Genomic DNA, 15,628 nt, shown 5'->3' with positions numbered 1-15,628 from the left:
GCGGGGAAACGGGAGGGCGGGGAAACGGGAAGGGGAGAAGTCAGCGAGGACGGAGGGAGAAGGTCAGAGGGCGTTCAGGGCGAGGCCGACGGTGAACAGCAGGCCGTAGACGAGCTGGAAACGGCCGGTCTGCTGGAGCGTCGCGATCAGCGCGGGGCCGGTGGCGCCCTCCCTGACGGCCTTGACCGGGGCGAGCGCGAGAGGGGCGGCGAGTACGGCCAGCGCGGTGAACGGCTGCCACGGCGCCATGGCCAGCGCGACGGCCAGCGGCAGCACCAGGCAGAGGGTGTAGAGGGTGCGGGTCCGGCTGTCGCCGAGCACCACGGCCATGGTGCGCTTGCCCGCCGGGCCGTCGGTCACGATGTCGCGCAGGTTGTTGACCACCAGCATCGCGCAGGCCAGCAGGCCCACCGGGACCGAGGCCACGAGCGCCGTCCACGGCAGCGATTCGAGCTGCACGAACGTGGTGCCCGCCACCGCGACCAGGCCGAAGAACACGAACACCGAGATCTCGCCGAGCGCGCGGTAGCCGTACGGCCGTGAGCCCCCGGTGTAGAACCAGGCCGCCGCGATCGAGGCCGCGCCGATCAGCAGCAACCACCATGCCCCGGTGGCCACGACCAGGACCAGCCCGGCCACGGCCGCGGCCAGGAAGCAGCCGAAGGCCGCGGCGAGCACCTCGTGGGGCGCCGCGGCCTTCGAGCCGACCAGGCGCATCGGGCCGACCCGCTCGTCGTCGGTGCCGCGCACGCCGTCGCTGTAGTCGTTGGCGTAGTTCACGCCCACCTGCAGTGCGAGCGCCACGAACAGGGCGAGCAGGGCCCGCCACCACACCGCGCCGCCGTGGCCGATCGCGGCGCCGGTGCCGACGGCGACCGGGACGACGGCGGCGGGGAGGGTGCGCGGACGAGCTCCGGCGATCCACTGGCTCGGGGTGGCCATGGCGTTGCGAGCTTCCTCTCCGGGTCTAGCTGATGTCGGTGGCCAGGCGGACCATCCGCACGGAGCGGCCGATGTGCAGCACCCGCTCGGCGCCGTCCTCGCCCCAGCCCGCTGACTCCAGGAACCCCAGCAGCGCGTAGTTGTCGGCGAAGGCCCAGGTCACGATGGTGTGGTAGCCGTCTTCTCTGAGGTGGTCGACCGTGGCGTTCAGCAGGCGGCTGCCGTGGCCGCGCCGGACGTGGTCGGGGTCCACGAGGAAGGTGAGCATCTCGCCGGTCGTGGTCGGGTCGAGGTCGGGGTCCTCGGTGGGGGCGTGCGAGGCCAGCCCGACGACCCGCTCCGAGCCCCGGGACGCCGCGGCGGCCTCGATGCCGCCGGGACCGAGGGCGGGGAAGGCGTCAGTGTCCAGGATGACCCGCTCGACCGCGACCAGCACCCGGTGACGGCGGCTGGGAGGGGAGACGATCGCCTCGTCCCACTGCCGCCGCCAGAGGTCCTCGGCCGCGGCGCCGGTCATCTGCTCCAGCGGCCCTTCGGGAAGGAAATCCCGGTATCCGTACTTCCAGGCGCGGATCTGGGTGCTCGCCACCGCGGCGACATCATCGTGCCGAGCCGCCCGCACGCCTACGTCTGCCATCTAGGCCCGCTCCTTCTCTGCCGTCTGCCGTCGCCTTGAACACGCCGCCTCGCGAGTCTCGTGCCACGCGAGCGGGCATCAGGCGGGTGGATCCGTGAGGCAGCCCCTACACCGTATCGGGGAATCCGACTCGGAGATGACGTGGCTATGTCTCGGTCTGACGGCGCGCCCGGTATGCCCTGGTCTTGGTGCGATTGCCGCACACTTTCATCGAGCACCAAGAGCGTGAGCGGTTCTTGGAGGAGTCGACGAAGGCCCACTGGCAGGTGCTCTCCGTGCAGACCTTGAGCCTCGGCCACATGCCGTCGGCGTGCGCGCTCATCACGGCGGCCGCGATTCTGGCCAGCCCGCCGGGCACCCCCGTCGAGACCGGTTCGAGGACCGGGCCGGCCGCCGTCAGGGTGACCCGCAACGGGAGTGTCGCGAACGATTGGGGCGATCCCGCCTCCTGGTCGCGGTCGTGGTTGTGGCGCAGCGCCGCGCGCAGCGACTCGCGAAGGTCGGCGGCCATGATCACGTCGGTGTCGCCCGCGGTGTCGCCCGGCCCGATGAGGTCGCGCCTGCCGAGCCAGGCGGTCAGCGCGGCGGGCGACGGGATCGAGTCGGTGCCGCTCTCCACGTCGTAGGTGTTCACGAAGTCGCACACCAGGTCGGAAGGGTTGCTCATGGGTCATTCACCTCTTCGAAACCACTGTACGGCTCCGAAACCACTGTACGGCAGTAGGAGGTTGTGTTTTTCCAGACACCTACACAGCCGTTTCGACGGTGTCGAACGGCGAATCCCCGCATGTCAGCGGGGTTCCCGCGCTCACGGAAGGCTCACGGAAGGCTCACGGAAGGCTCAGGGAAGGCTCACGGAAGGGTGCGTGAGCCGCCTCCCCCCGGAGACGTCTCCATCACCGTCTCCAGCGCCGTCGCCAGCCGCCGGACCCCCTCGCCCAGCTCCGCCAGGTGGACGGCCGCCGAGTGGGTCACCCGGATCCTGGGGCCCGGGGGTTCGGCCGGGTAGTAGATGCGTCCCTGGCTGACCAGGACGCCCGCCCGTCTCGCCGTCTCGACCACGGCGTCCTCGTCCAGGTCGGGCGGCAGCCGTACCCACAGGTGCAGGCCGCCCGCGGGAATGAGGTGGATCTCGGCGGCGGGCGCCAGGGAGGTCAGCGCGGCGGCGAGGGCGTCGCGGCGGGCCGTGAGCTCGGTGGTCAGCGTGCTCAGATGGCGCCCCCAGGCGGGCGAGCCGACGAACTCCAGCGCCGTCTCCTGCAGGGGCCTGGCGACGAAGAACGACTCCACGATCTGGCTCGCCCGCAGCCGTCGCGCGGCGGGGCCGCGGGCGACGACGCCCGCGACGCGCATGTTGGGCGACAGGACCTTGGTGAGCGAGTTGACGTGCACGACGGTGCCGTGGGTGTCCAGCGCGGCCAGCGGCGGCGGAACCGGGGCCGTCGTGAAGTATCTGGCGTAGTCGTCCTCGACGACGAACGCTCCCGCCGCCCGCGCGATCGCGAGCACCTGCCGCCGCCGTTCGAGGGGGAGCGTCGCGCCGGTGGGGTTGTGCAGGGTGGGCTGGCAGTAGAAGACCCGCGCGCCCGTGACGGCGAACGCCTCGGCGAGAAGCTCGGGCCGCACCCCGTCCCGGTCCATGGGTACGGCCGTCGCCCGCACCCCGGCGGTGCGGGCGGCGGCGAGCACACCCGGATAGGTCGGGGTCTCGACCAGCACGGGCGTGCCCGGCGCGGAGAGGGCGCGCAGGGTGTGGGTGAGGGCGGACTGGCCCCCGCTGACGACGAGGGCGTCCGAGGGGGTGACGTCGCCGCCGACCTCGTGCGCGAACCACCTGCGCAGCTCGGCGAGCCCGGTCAGGGGTGGCATCTCCCAGACGCCGGGACGCCGCAGCGCCCGGCAGGCCGCGCCGGACAGGGCCTTCGCGGGGCACAGGACCGGGTTGAGGTAGCCGCCGGTGAGCGGGATGACCCCCTCGGGCGGGGGAGTCAGCAGGACGCTCACCTCGGTGTCGTCGATCACCCGGTCGCCGAGTGCGACCGTCTGCCAGGACAGGTCCGCCGATGTGTCGGCCCGCGCGACGGCGGGGGCGACGTAGGTCCCGCTCCCCGGCCTGATGACCACCCGCCCCTCGGCGGCGAGCCTGCCCAGCGCCCGGGACACGGTCACCGGGCTCACGCCGTGGACCCGCATCAGCTCCCGGCTCGACGGCAGTCTGTCGCCCGGACGCAGCCGGTCCGCCTGGTCCCGGAGGATGGCCGCCAAACGGACGATACTGCTATCGTCATTCATGAAGAATGATGATAGCGCTATCCATTCGGGTCGAGTAGCGATCCTCTCCGCCCGCCCGGGGACCGTGATCTCAGGGACCGCCCCGCCCGGGAGCGCGTCACCGGGGAATACGTCATCGGGGAGTGCGGCACCGGGGAGTGCGGCGTGGCGCGGCACCCTCCTCGCCGGTCTCGGAGTGCTGTCGTTCTCCGGGTCCTTCCCGGCGACGGTCTTCGCGATGGAGGGGTTCGACCCCTATCTCGTGGCGGTGGGGCGCGCCGTGATCGCGGCCGCCGCGGCGCTGGTGTTCCTGCTGGTGGCGAGGGTGCCGCTGCTGCCGCCCCGGTCCCGGCTCCGGTCCTATCTCGTCATCGCGGCCGGGGTGGTGTTCGGATTCCCGATCTTCAGCGGGCTGGCGCTCGACGGCGGTGCCGACACCTCGCACGCCGCGGTCGTCGTCGGGCTGCTGCCCGCGGCCACCGCCGTCTGCGCCGTCGTGCGGGGCGGGGAGCGGCCCAGACCGCTGTTCTGGGCCGCCTGCGGCCTGGGCGCCCTGTCGATCACCGCCTTCACCGTCGGCCGGGGCGGCGGCCACGTCACCGGCGCCGACCTGCTGCTCGTCGCGGCGCTGCTGTCGGCCGCCGTCGGCTACACCGAGGGAGGGCGCCTGGCCCGCGAGACCCCCGGCTGGCGGGTGATCTCCTACGCCCTCGTCGTCGCCGCCCCGCTCACCGTTCCGGTGACGGTCGTGCTGGCACTGACCACGCAGGTACGGCCGGACGCGGCGTCACTGGCCGGGTTCGCCTACGTGGGCCTGATCTCGATGTTCCTCGGCTTCATTCCCTGGTACGCGGGGCTGGCCGCGGGCGGTATCGCCCGTGCCGGGCAGACCCAGCTCGCCCAGCCGCTGCTCACCCTGCTGTGGGCCTGGCTCCTGCTGGGCGAGCCGTTCGAGCCGGTGACGGTGGGCGCCGCGCTGGCCGTGGCCGCGTGCGTCGCCATGAGCCAGCGGGCACGTTCCTGAGGTCCTCCGCCGCGTCGCCGGCCCCCTCCCACGCCGCGCCGGTCCCGGTTCCGGTCCCGTGCCGCGCGGGGGCCTTTCCGCGCCGTCAGGTCTCTTCCGTGCCGTCGGGGGCCGGCACGTCACGTTCGTCACCTGTTGGGTGGCCGATTCCGGAGTCGTCGAGAGCCCCGGAGCGGTTGGGGGTCTCGGCGCCGGGGAATGGACGGTGATGTTCGCGTGCCCCCCTTCCCGGCGTCGGCTTCCCGGCGGACAATGCGGGGTGATGGCGCCCTGGGGCTGCTCCCCGCCGGACGGCGGGACCCACAATGGGATCGGTACCGGCCTTTCGTCTCCCGCCCCTCACAGGGACGGGCGGGCGAGAGCGGTGCGGGCCCTTTCGTCGACGCAGGGAGGACATGTCGTGGCTGGAGGCCTCGCGGTCGGAGACGTGGTCGAGGATTTCGAACTCCTCGACGAGACCGGTACGGCACGGCGGCTCAGCGACCTGCTCGCCAAGGGGCCGGTGGTGCTGTTCTTCTACCCGGCGGCGATGACCACGGGATGCACGGCGGAGAGCTGCCACTTCCGGGACCTGGCGGCGGAGTTCACCGAGGTCGGCGCGACCCCGGTGGGGATCAGCCGGGACGCCGTCGCCCGGCAGAGGCTGTTCTCCGAGACCTACGAGCTGGGCTTCCCGCTGCTCTCCGACCCGGACGGCACCGTGGCCCGCAAGCTCGGCGCCCGCCGCAGCTTCGCGGTCGGGCCGTTCCTCACCCGCCGGATGACCTTCGTCATCGACGTCGACCGCCGCCTTCTCGAGGTGGTCCACAGCGAGACCAGCATGCTCTCCCACGCCGACAGGGCCCTGGAGGTCCTGCGGGCGCGGGCGCGGGAGTGACGGGACACCGCGGGAGGGGACGGTCCCGGACGAACGGCGGAGGCCCGCAGAGGCCCGCAGAGGCCCACGGAGGCCCATGGGAGGCCTGCGGACGGGCGGGACGCGGGCGGGTCCGGAGACGGGCGGACTCGGGCGCGCGGGCGTGACCGGACAGATCTTTTAGAGGCTCCGGGCGAGCACGCGGTGTAGCCGTGGTCATGAGGTGGAGACGCTGGGGGAAGACGGCGAAACCTGCGCCGATCCGGCGGGAGGATACATGGTCACCTTGGGACTGTTCGTGCTGCTCGAAGCCAAGCCCGGCAAGGAGGAGGAGGTGGAGGGCTTCCTCAAAGACGGGCTCACGCTCGCCGAGGCGGAACCCGGCACGACGGCGTGGTTCGCGATTCGCCTGGGGACGACGACCTTCGCCGTTTTCGACGCCTTCCCCGACGAGGCGAGCCGCGAGGCCCACCTGACCGGCCGGATCGCCGAGGCGCTCACGGAACAGACCCCGAAGCTCTTCGCGAAGCCTCCGGCCGTCAACAAACTGAACATTCTGGCCGCGAAGCTGCCCGGATAGGGGCCGGACAGGGGACTGCTCCCCCCGCTCCGGTTCCGTCAGGTTCCCCCTGTCACCCCTGTCACCTCTGTCGCGTCCTGTGCCGCTCGCGCCGCGGCCCGCCTCCGGGGCGGGCCGCGCCGTACCCGCGCGAACGTCCCGGACGGCGTCCCGGAGGCGGGGCGGTGGCGGGAGAGCCGGGGCAGGGGACCGGTTTCCCGGTAAGGGGAACGGGGGCGGAACGCGGGCCGTGAGGTTTCTCGGAGGCGGCCGGTCGGTCGGCTGGGCCAGAATATAAGGCAAAGCCGATATGAGGAGACCGATCGTGATCGACCCGCACACCGCCGAACTGCTCGGCATCGATCCGGACGCCCCCGAGACGCGGCGTGAGCTCCGGGCGGTCGAGCGTGACGTGCGGCTCATCCGGAGCCTGGTCCGGTTGCGCCGGGCGCGCGGTCTCACTCAGGCGCAGGTCGCCGAGCGCATGAGCCGCAGCCAGCCGGCGATCTCGGATTTCGAACGTCTGGGCGGTGATCCCCACCTTTCCACGATCCGGCGCTACGCCCTCGCCATCGGTGCCGACGTGACGCACTTCGTGTGCGCGCCGGGCGACCCGGAGGGCGTCTCGCCGGTCGATCCGGGAGCCGCGACGCGGGCCTCCGCCGTGGCGTGCGTCCGTCTCGACGACGGAGGGCACCTCCGCGCGACCGGTGGCGGCGTGACGGGCGGGATCGTGAACGTGGATCTCGTGCGAACGGCCGGCTGATGCGGGGTTTCCTCGTGCTCTGCGACTCGGCCGGTGTCGACCGGGCGACCGGAAAGATCAACATGCTGGGCGCCGGATGGTCGCTGACCGGGCCGCAGGTCCCTCCCATGGCGGTCGCCGGATTCCTGCGCGTGCCCTGGGAGGAGGCGAAGGCGGAGCACGCCTTCACCCTCCGCCTGGTCGACGGCGACGGAGAACCCGTCAGGACGCCCTTCGCCGGGGAGGAGGGGGCGCTCAGGTTCGGCGGCACACTCGTCGTCGACCTGGGAGAGGGACGGGACCGCGAGCGCGCGGAGAACCCCGAGATCCACTCCGGCTTCGCCGTCAGCGTGCCCTCGCTTCCGCTCGGTCCGGGACGGTACACCTGGACGCTGGAGGTGGACGGTGACGATCTCGCCTCGGTGACCTTCGGAGTCCGGGCAGGTCTCGGCGACCGATGACCGCGCGGAGCGGGGATCGGTGGGTCGGTGGGTCGGTGGGGAGTCAGCGGGGGGCGTCGGGGGCACCGGGGGCCACCGCCCGCTCCAGGGTGTCGAAGGAGCGGATCAGCAGGGCGGTGTGGTCTCCGATGACGGCGTCGGCGGAGTCGCCCGCGAGGATCCTGCCGACGCCGATGGCGTAGCTCGTGCGGAAGGCCGAGACGATCAGGGCGGCGGTCACCCGGGACCACGGGTCGTCGGGGGCGGCGTCCGCCGCCTCGGCCAGTAGCGAGCCGAGCAGCTTCTCCAGTTCGTTCACCAGTTCCCTGGCCCGTGCCCGTAGCGCGGGGGAGTCCAGTACGACCTGCCAGAAGAGCCGGTAGCGCTCGTCGAGCCCGCAGAGGGGATGGCGCTGCCGTACGAGCTCCAGCAGCAGGCGGCGCAGCGCGGTGAGCGGCTCCTCGCCCGGAGGTCGTTCCCGGATCGCCCTGGTGATCAGCTCGGCGGCCTCGGGAAAACGGTCGAGGAAGAGATCTTCCTTGCGGGGGAAGTAGTTGAAGACCGTTTTCGTCGAGACGTTGGCCGCCTCGGCCACCTCGGCGACCGTGACGTTGTCGAAGCCGCGCTGGGCGAAGAGCACCGTGGCCATGTCGGAGATCGTCTTGCGCGTCTGCTGTTTCTTCCGCTCGCGGAGTCCCGGTTCGTTGCCCACGGGGGAACTATAGTTGATAAAAACTTATAGTCGAAGTAAGTTTTTATCGACGGTACTGAAACCTCCGAGGGGTGTGGCATGTCGTACGACGTCGACGTTGTGGTGGCCGGGGGCGGCCCGGTGGGGCTGATGCTGGCCTGCGAGCTGGCGATCGGCGGTGTCTCGGTCGTGGTGCTGGAGCGGCTGACCGAGATGGACCCGACCGTCAAGGCGGGGGCGCTCACCACCCCCAGCGTGGAGGCGCTCTACCGGCGCGGCCTGCTGCCCGCGTTGCGGAAGGCACAGGAGGAGAACATGGCGCGGGTCGCCGCCTTCGGGCGGCAGCGATCCTCGGCGGAGAACTCGGGAGAGAACTCAGCGGAGGGTTCCGGGGAGTCCGGGGGAAAGAGCCTCCGGACGCCGCCGAGGTTCGCGGGCCACTTCGCGGCGATCATGCTCGGCGCCGACCTGCTCGACCCGTCCGACCCCGACCTGACCGGGCACGGGCCCGCCGACGAGGTCGGCCTGGTCGCCCAGCAGCAGCTGGAGGCGATTCTCGGCCTGCGTGCCGCCGAGCTCGGGATCGAGGTGCGCCGGGGCGTCGAGCTGACCGGCTTCGAGACCGACGCGGACGGGGTGACGGTCGCGACGAGCGAGGGGCCGGTCCGGGGCCGCTGGCTGGTGGGCTGTGACGGAGGCAGGAGTACGGTGCGCAAACTCGCCGGGTTCGACTTCCCCGGCACCGACCCCGAGATCACCGCCTACCAGGCCATGGTGGAGATGGAGGGGGCGCAGGAGCTGGGGGCCGGCTGGCAGGTCACCCCCACCGGGATCTACGCGCACGGCCCGATGCCCGGCCGTATCCTCACCGCCGAGTTCGGCGGCGCCCCGGCCGACCGCACGGTCCCCGTCACCGCGGCCGAACTGCAGGCCGCGATCAGGAACGTCAGCGGGACGGAGGTCGTCGTGACCAAGGTCAGGACCGCGACCCGCTTCACCGACAACGCCCGCCAGGCGACCACCTACCGGATGGGGCGGGTGCTGCTGGCCGGTGACGCCGCCCACGTCCATTCGCCCTTCGGCGGCCAGGGGCTGAACCTCGGCATCGGAGACGCGGTCAACCTCGGCTGGAAGCTCGCCGCGACCGTGCGCGGCCGGGCCCCCGAGGGACTGCTGGACACCTACACCGCCGAACGCCACCCCATCGGGGCCTGGGTGCTCGACTGGACGCGCGCCCAGATCGCACTGATGCGTCCCGACCCCCACGCCAGGGCGCTGCGCGCGGTGGTGGCCGACCTGGCCGGGACCGTCACCGGCACCACCTACCTCGTCAAGAAGATCTCCGGGGTCTGGCACCGCTACGACCTCGCCGGAGACCACCCCCTGGTCGGCGCCAGTGCCCCCGACCTGGAACTGGCCGACGGGAGCAGGCTCGCCGACCACCTCCACGGGGGCGGCGGGCTGCTGCTGGACCCGTCCGGGGAACTGGGCGCCCTGGTCGGCGGTCACCGGGACAGGGTGAAGGTGGTCGCCGAGGCCCTGCCGGAACGCCCGGAGCTGGCCGGTGTGCTCCTGAGGCCCGACGGCTTCGTCGCCTGGGCCGCCGACGCGGGCCGGGTGGATCCGGCCGCGCTGGAGACGGCCCTGTCCACCTGGTTCGGCGCACCCGCCCCGGCCCACGCGGGAACGGCGCGGACGTCATCCTGACCGCCGCGGAGCCTCGGCCGCCCTGAGGGGCGCGAGGAGGCCGTACCCCGGCGCCTGGGCCCCGGCCCGCCCGGACACGGCGGGCCGGCGCGACCGCCGAGCTCAGGGCTGCGGGGAGTGGCTGTAGACCAGGCGGAAACGGTCGCCGGGGATGACGATGTCGCTGGTCTCGACCGGGCGGTCACCGGCCCAGTGGGTGCGCTCCACGTGCAGGACGTGCACGCCCGCGGGCAGGGCCAGGACGTCGCTCTCGGCGGGCTGGGGCACGCGGGTGTAGACCTGCTCCACGATCTCGGTGATCTTCACACCGAGGGCCGACAGGCGGGAGACCAGGCCGCGGGGGTTCTCCTCGAAGGCGGTCTCGCCGAACTCGGCGGGCTCGTACGAGGTGGCGAGCTGGACGGGCCTGCCGTCGCCGCGGAAGACGTAGTGGACGCGGATCACGGGCGCGGAGTCGTCCAGGCGCAGGCGCTGGGCGATGTCGGCGGGCGCCTCGGCGTGTTCGGCCCGCCGCTCCCAGGTGGCGCGGGTGCCCTGCGACTGGATGTCGGTGCCGAAGGGGGCGTGGTGGTCGTGATAGCGCCAGCGGTGCAGCGGCTGCAGCACGGGCCTGGCCCTGACGTAGTGGCCCGAGCCGACACGGCCGACGATCAGGCCTTCGGCGGCGAGCACCCGCAGCGCGTGGCGGGCGGCCGTCTCGCCGACGCCGTACTTGCGGGTCAGCTGGGCGCGGGAGGGGATCGGCGCGCCGGGGGGAAGGGAGCCGTCGACGATCTGGCGGCGGATATCGGCGACGACGCGCAGGTAGACCGGATCGGAGCTTGCCACGTGTCCATCCCTGAGTTCGACAGGCGTCGTCCCATCCTGACGTATTCGATGGACAACTCACGGTAATGGCGGCAATTTGGAGCTCCAACTTTGCGGGGCTCGGGAAGCGCCTGAAAATATCTCAGAGACCGTGTAACGCCCGCGTAAGAGTCCGCGATTCAACTACAGAGGTCGTCGATGTGTGTACCCCCGAGCACATATCGGCGGCCTCTTCATCGTTTTACCCTCGCGACATCCGGCGGCGCCACGGGCTCGCGCGGGCGGTGTGCGGAGGGCCGCGCGGGGGAGCGTTCGCCCCCGGGTCCGCCGGGGTACGGAGACCGGGCGGGGTGGCGAGGTCCACCGTTTCTGCGGATCCGGGTAGCGTTCGGTTTATGGCAGCGCCAACTGGAACCTCTGACGCCCCTTTCGGCCGCATGCTGACCGCCATGGTCACGCCCTTCACCGGCGACGGAGCGGTCGACTATGACGGAGCACGGCGTCTTGCCGCCTACCTCGTGGACGAGCAGCGCAACGACGGCCTCGTCGTGAGCGGCACCACGGGAGAGTCCCCGACCACCTCGGACGAGGAGAAGGAGCGCCTGCTGCGCGCCGTCGTCGAGGAGGTCGGCGACCGCGCCACCGTCGTCGCTGGGGCGGGCACGAACGACACCCGCCACAGCGTCGAGCTGGCCGAGGCCGCCGAGCGCGCCGGGGCCCACGGCCTCCTGGTGGTGACGCCCTACTACAGCAAGCCCCCGCAGGAGGGGCTTTACCGCCACTTCACCGCCGTGGCCGACGCCACGGGCCTGCCGGTCATGCTCTACGACATCCCGGGCCGCAGCGGCGTGCCGATCGAGACCGGTACTCTCGTGCGGCTGGCCCGGCACGAGCGGATCGTCGCGGTGAAGGACGCCAAGGCCGACCTGTTCGCCGGATCGCAGGTGATGGCGGCCACAGGGCTGGCCTTCTACTCGGGTGACGACACGCTCAACCTGCCGTGGGTCTCGGTCGGGGCCGCGGGGTGCGTCAGCGTCGTCGGGCACGTCGTGGGCGCGGAGATCGCCACGATGATGGAGCTGTACCGCTCGGGCGACGTCTCGGGCGCGCTCGCCGTCCACCGCAGGCTGCTGCCCGTGGTCTCGGGAATCATGATGCGAGCCGGTGGTGCGATCATGGCGAAGGCGGCGCTGACCCTGGTGGGACGGTCCGCGGGACCGGTGCGGGCGCCCCTGGCCGAGGCCACGGAGGAGCAGGTCGCGCTGCTGAGAGAAGACTTGGCCGCGGGCGGCGTGAAGCTGCCCGACGGAGTTGTGTCATGAGCGGAAACGTGGCGACCGTCGCCGGTCGCATTGGGGAGGAAGGAAAGTTTGAGCGACAGAGGACATAGCGGTGCGCCAACGGTCGGAGTGCTCGGCGAGGGAGCAGTCCAGACACTCCGGGGAAGCGCCGTCACCTACCAGAGAGGTGTGACCGGATGAGTCACCCCCATCCCGAACTCGGACCGCCGCCAGAGCTTCCCGAAGGCGCGCTGCGCATCGTCGCGCTCGGCGGCCTCGGCGAGATCGGCCGCAACATGGCGGTCTTCGAGTACGAAGGCCGCCTGCTGATCGTCGACTGCGGGGTGCTGTTCCCCGATCCCGAGCAGCCGGGCGTCGACCTGATCCTGCCCGACTTCGAGTACATCAGGGACCGCCTGGACGACATCGAGGCGGTCGTGCTGACGCACGCGCACGAGGACCACATCGGTGCCGTGCCGTACCTCCTCCGGGAGCGTCGTGACATCCCGATCGTGGGCTCGAGGCTGACGCTGGCACTGATCGAGGCGAAGCTCACCGAGCACCGCATCCAGCCGGTGAAGGTCGAGGTCGTCGAGGGAGAGCGGCGCCGCTTCGGGCCGTTCGAGACCGAGTTCCTGGCGGTCAACCACTCGATCCCGGACGCGCTGGCCGTGGCCGTCAGGACGCCGGCGGGCATCGTGCTGCACACCGGGGACTTCCGGATGGACCAGCTGCCCAGCGACGGCCGGCTGACGGACCTGGGAGGGTTCGCCAGGCTCGGCGCCGAGGGCGTCGACCTGCTGATGTCGGACTCGACCAACGCCGAGGTGCCGGGCTTCGTCACCAGCGAGCGGGAGATCGCCCCGGTCATCGACGAGGTGATCCGCACCGCGGAGAAGCGCATCATCGTGGCGAGCTTCGCCTCCCACATCCACCGAGTCCAGCAGGTCATCGACTCCGCGGAGAAGCACGGCCGCAAGGTCGCGCTGGTCGGCCGCTCCATGGTCCGCAACATGGGCGTCGCCAGGGACCTCGGCTACCTGAGGGTGTCGCCGGGCGTCATCGTCGACTCCAAGGAGATCGAGGGCTGGCCGCCGGAGGACGTGGTGCTGATCTGCACCGGGTCCCAGGGCGAGCCGATGGCGGCGCTGTCGCGCATGGCCAACCGCGACCACCCGATCCGGATCGCCGAGGGCGACACCGTGCTGCTGGCCTCCTCGCTGGTGCCCGGCAACGAGACGGCCGTCAACAAGGTGATCAACGGGCTGACCCGCTGGGGCGCCCGCGTGGTGCACAAGGGCAACGCGAAGGTGCACGTCTCCGGGCACGCCGCCGCGGGCGAGCTGCTCTACGTGCTCAACCTGACCCGGCCGTCCAACTTCATGCCGGTGCACGGCGAGTGGCGTCACCTGAGGGCTCACGCCAAGCTCGCCGCGCTGACCGGGGTGCCGGAGGACCACATCGTGATCGCCGAGGACGGCGTCGTGGTGGACCTGCTCGACGGCCGGGCGAGGATCGTGGGAGCGGTGCCCGCCGGGTACGTCTACGTGGACGGCACCTCGGTGGGCGACGTCACCGACTTCGCGCTGAAGGATCGGCGGATCCTGGGCGAGGAGGGCTTCATCTCCATCGTCGTGGTCGTCGACACCGGCACCGGCAAGCTGACCGGCGGCCCGGAGATCCACGCCCGCGGGTCGGGCATCGACCCCGACCGGCTCGTCGAGGTCCTCCCGCAGATCGAGAAGGCGCTGGAGGACAACGCGGCCGACGGCGTCGTGGACATCCAGCAGATCCGCCGGGTGGTCCGCAGGACCGTCGGGCGCTGGGTGAGCGACACCTACCGCCGCCGCCCGATGATCATTCCCGTGGTGATCGAGGTCTGATCAGCCCACCGTACGGCGGCTCCCCGGCCGCCGTACGGTCCGTCGCCTGTCCGGTTCGTCGCCGCCCGTCCGTTCGCCCGTCCGCCGTACGGTGCCGCGGAGCGCCCCGGACAAGGCCGTCCGGTTCCCGGCGAGCCTACGCGCCATCCGCCGTTCGCCTCGTTAGCCTCGCTAGCATGGCCACCCGTACGTCTAAAGGCGCTTCAGGCAAGCCCCCCGCCAAGGGGACACCGGGCCGGTCCGGGGCTTCCTCGTCCCGTACGGCCCCCGTGAAGCGGGTCACCACGGCACGGGCGAAGCCCGCGCCCCAGGCCCGCAGGCCCGCCCCCGCACAGCCCGACCCGATCGGCTGGGTCTTCACCATGATCGGCAAGCTGTTCATGGGCGTGTGGATGCTCCTGGCGGGCGGCGTCGGCAGCGCGGCACGGGCCCTCGGACAGAACGCCCGGGAGCTGGATCCGGTGCACCGCCGCGACGGGCTCGGGCTCGCGGTGTTCTCCGGGGCGATCGCGCTGGCGGCAATTCTCTGGCGGGAGACGACGGGCACGGTCTCCGAAGTGGTCAACGCGGCGATGCGCGGGGTGTTCGGGTCGCTGGCCTGGCTGGTCCCGGTTCTGCTGGCGCTGCTGGCCTGGCGTCTGCTGCGCCATCCCGACCAGAACGCCGACACCGGGCGGATGAGCATCGGGTGGTCCGCGCTCATGATCGGCCTGCTGGGTGTCGTGCACGTCGTGCACGACACGCCCTACCCGTCGGGAGGCCCCTCCGACGGCATGGACAAGGTCTCGGCCGCGGGCGGCATGGTCGGCTTCATCGTCTCCGCGCCCCCGGCGAGCATCCTGCCCGCGTTCATCACGATCCCGCTGCTGCTGATCCTGTCCGGCTTCGGCGTCCTGGTGATCACCGCGACGCCGGTCCACCGGATCCCGGAGCGGCTGACCGAGATCAGGCACATGCTCTTCGACCGCGACGCCCCGGCCAGGCCGAGCCGGTCGGCCAGGCGGCCCGCGCGGAAGAAGCCCGCCGAGGGGCCGGACGGCGGCGACACCGTCAAGCCGTACGACACGCCCCTCGTCACCGAGGGGAAGGACAAGCTCACCGACCACTCCCCGGAGATCGTTCCCGGGCTGGCCGAGACGGCCGCGGCGGCGGGAGACGCCGGGGAGGCGGGAGAGACGGGGGAGGGGACGACGGCGGTCCAGCCTCTCCCCGAGCCGCCCGCCCCGACGCCGGCGCCGCGCACGGTGGAGCAGCTCGTGCTGTCCCCGCAGGCCGGTTCCTACACCCTGCCGGACATCCAGTTCCTGCGTCAGGGCAGCGCGCCGAAGCCGCAGACCAAGGCCAACACCGTCGTGGTCAACGCGCTGACCAGCGTGATGGAGCAGTTCTCCATCGACGCCCAGGTGATCGGGTTCACCCGGGGCCCCACGGTGACGCGCTACGAGATCGAGCTGGGTCCCGCGGTCAAGGTGGAGAAGGTCACCGCGCTGACGAGGAACATCGCCTACGCCGTCAAGTCGGCGGACGTACGGATCCTCAGCCCCATCCCCGGCAAGTCCGCGATCGGCGTCGAGATCCCGAACACCGACAAGGACCTGGTGTCGCTGGGCGACATCCTGCGCTCGCAGGTGGCCCAGGCCGACCACCATCCGATGATCGTCGGCCTCGGCAAGGACGTCGAGGGCCGCACGATCGTGGCCAACCTGGCCAAGATGCCCCACCTGCTCATCGCGGGCGCCACCGGCGCCGGTAAGTCGGTCTGCGTCAACGGCCTGATCTCCTCGAT

General features: G+C 71.9%; 15 protein-coding genes. 9 read left to right on the top strand and 6 right to left on the bottom strand.

All coding sequences use genetic code 11. The annotated features are described in order from the left end of the window. Positions 1-63 precede the first annotated feature (63 nt). The 4 genes from AB0N02_RS40425 to AB0N02_RS40410 form a co-directional block, all read right to left on the bottom strand. The gene (locus tag AB0N02_RS40425; protein ID WP_363958436.1) at positions 64-942 is read right to left on the bottom strand and encodes a 1,4-dihydroxy-2-naphthoate polyprenyltransferase; all 879 of its coding nucleotides are present in this window, start codon (positions 940-942) and stop codon (positions 64-66) included. Positions 943-967: 25 nt separating this feature from the next. Beyond that, on the bottom strand, positions 968-1,579 hold the full coding sequence (locus tag AB0N02_RS40420) for a GNAT family N-acetyltransferase (protein WP_363958433.1): 612 nt from the start codon (positions 1,577-1,579) through the stop codon (positions 968-970). Between the two features lie 145 nt (positions 1,580-1,724). Next, the gene (locus AB0N02_RS40415; RefSeq protein WP_363958430.1) at positions 1,725-2,246 is read right to left on the bottom strand and encodes a CGNR zinc finger domain-containing protein; all 522 of its coding nucleotides are present in this window, start codon (positions 2,244-2,246) and stop codon (positions 1,725-1,727) included. A 185-nt stretch (positions 2,247-2,431) separates the two neighbouring features. Continuing rightward, positions 2,432-3,871, bottom strand: coding sequence for a PLP-dependent aminotransferase family protein (locus tag AB0N02_RS40410; protein WP_363958428.1), 1,440 nt, complete (start codon positions 3,869-3,871; stop codon positions 2,432-2,434). Here AB0N02_RS40410 and AB0N02_RS40405 point away from each other — a divergent pair. The 5 genes from AB0N02_RS40405 to AB0N02_RS40385 all read left to right on the top strand — a co-directional run bounded on the left by AB0N02_RS40405 (position 3,834) and on the right by AB0N02_RS40385 (position 7,495). Beyond that, the gene (locus AB0N02_RS40405; protein ID WP_363958425.1) at positions 3,834-4,874 is read left to right on the top strand and encodes a DMT family transporter; all 1,041 of its coding nucleotides are present in this window, start codon (positions 3,834-3,836) and stop codon (positions 4,872-4,874) included. The two genes, AB0N02_RS40410 and AB0N02_RS40405, sit on opposite strands and share 38 nt — an antisense overlap. 400 nt (positions 4,875-5,274) lie before the next feature. After that, the gene (locus AB0N02_RS40400; protein WP_363958422.1) at positions 5,275-5,751 is read left to right on the top strand and encodes a peroxiredoxin; all 477 of its coding nucleotides are present in this window, start codon (positions 5,275-5,277) and stop codon (positions 5,749-5,751) included. A 256-nt stretch (positions 5,752-6,007) separates the two neighbouring features. Next, the gene (locus tag AB0N02_RS40395; protein WP_363958631.1) at positions 6,008-6,310 is read left to right on the top strand and encodes an antibiotic biosynthesis monooxygenase; all 303 of its coding nucleotides are present in this window, start codon (positions 6,008-6,010) and stop codon (positions 6,308-6,310) included. Positions 6,311-6,614: 304 nt separating this feature from the next. Continuing rightward, positions 6,615-7,055 carry a helix-turn-helix transcriptional regulator gene (locus AB0N02_RS40390; RefSeq protein ID WP_363958419.1) on the top strand — a complete coding sequence of 147 codons (441 nt, stop codon included), beginning with the start codon at positions 6,615-6,617 and terminating at the stop codon, positions 7,053-7,055. Further along, a complete protein-coding gene (locus AB0N02_RS40385; RefSeq protein ID WP_363958416.1) occupies positions 7,055-7,495 on the top strand; it encodes a hypothetical protein in 441 nt (146 codons plus the stop codon). The genes AB0N02_RS40390 and AB0N02_RS40385 overlap by 1 nt, the downstream gene beginning before the upstream one ends. A gap of 43 nt (positions 7,496-7,538) precedes the next feature. Here the strand turns inward: AB0N02_RS40385 and AB0N02_RS40380 are convergent, their stop codons facing one another. After that, on the bottom strand, positions 7,539-8,186 hold the full coding sequence (locus AB0N02_RS40380) for a TetR/AcrR family transcriptional regulator (RefSeq protein ID WP_363958414.1): 648 nt from the start codon (positions 8,184-8,186) through the stop codon (positions 7,539-7,541). A gap of 78 nt (positions 8,187-8,264) precedes the next feature. Here AB0N02_RS40380 and AB0N02_RS40375 point away from each other — a divergent pair, with 78 nt between their 5' ends. Next, positions 8,265-9,872: an FAD-dependent monooxygenase gene (locus AB0N02_RS40375; protein ID WP_363958411.1), complete on the top strand. Its 1,608-nt coding sequence runs from the start codon at positions 8,265-8,267 to the stop codon at positions 9,870-9,872. Between the two features lie 102 nt (positions 9,873-9,974). Here the strand turns inward: AB0N02_RS40375 and AB0N02_RS40370 are convergent, their stop codons facing one another. Further along, a complete protein-coding gene (locus AB0N02_RS40370; RefSeq protein WP_363958408.1) occupies positions 9,975-10,700 on the bottom strand; it encodes a GntR family transcriptional regulator in 726 nt (241 codons plus the stop codon). 374 nt (positions 10,701-11,074) lie between these two features. On the opposite strand from AB0N02_RS40370, the gene dapA reads away from it, so the two are divergent. From dapA to AB0N02_RS40355, 3 genes are all read left to right on the top strand, one after another. Beyond that, positions 11,075-12,001: a 4-hydroxy-tetrahydrodipicolinate synthase gene (gene dapA, locus AB0N02_RS40365; RefSeq protein WP_363958406.1), complete on the top strand. Its 927-nt coding sequence runs from the start codon at positions 11,075-11,077 to the stop codon at positions 11,999-12,001. Positions 12,002-12,156: 155 nt separating this feature from the next. Continuing rightward, positions 12,157-13,842 (top strand): ribonuclease J, encoded by a 1,686-nt coding sequence (locus AB0N02_RS40360; protein ID WP_363958404.1) that lies wholly within the window; start codon positions 12,157-12,159, stop codon positions 13,840-13,842. Positions 13,843-14,111: 269 nt separating this feature from the next. Further along, positions 14,112-15,628: DNA translocase FtsK 4TM domain-containing protein (locus AB0N02_RS40355; protein WP_363958401.1), on the top strand; the 1,517-nt coding region annotated here is incomplete at its 3' end.

Origin of the sequence: Streptosporangium sp. NPDC051022 (genome assembly GCF_040683035.1) — a bacterium.
GTDB lineage: Bacteria > Actinomycetota > Actinomycetes > Streptosporangiales > Streptosporangiaceae > Streptosporangium.
This window is presented reverse-complemented; position numbering and strand designations above follow the sequence as displayed.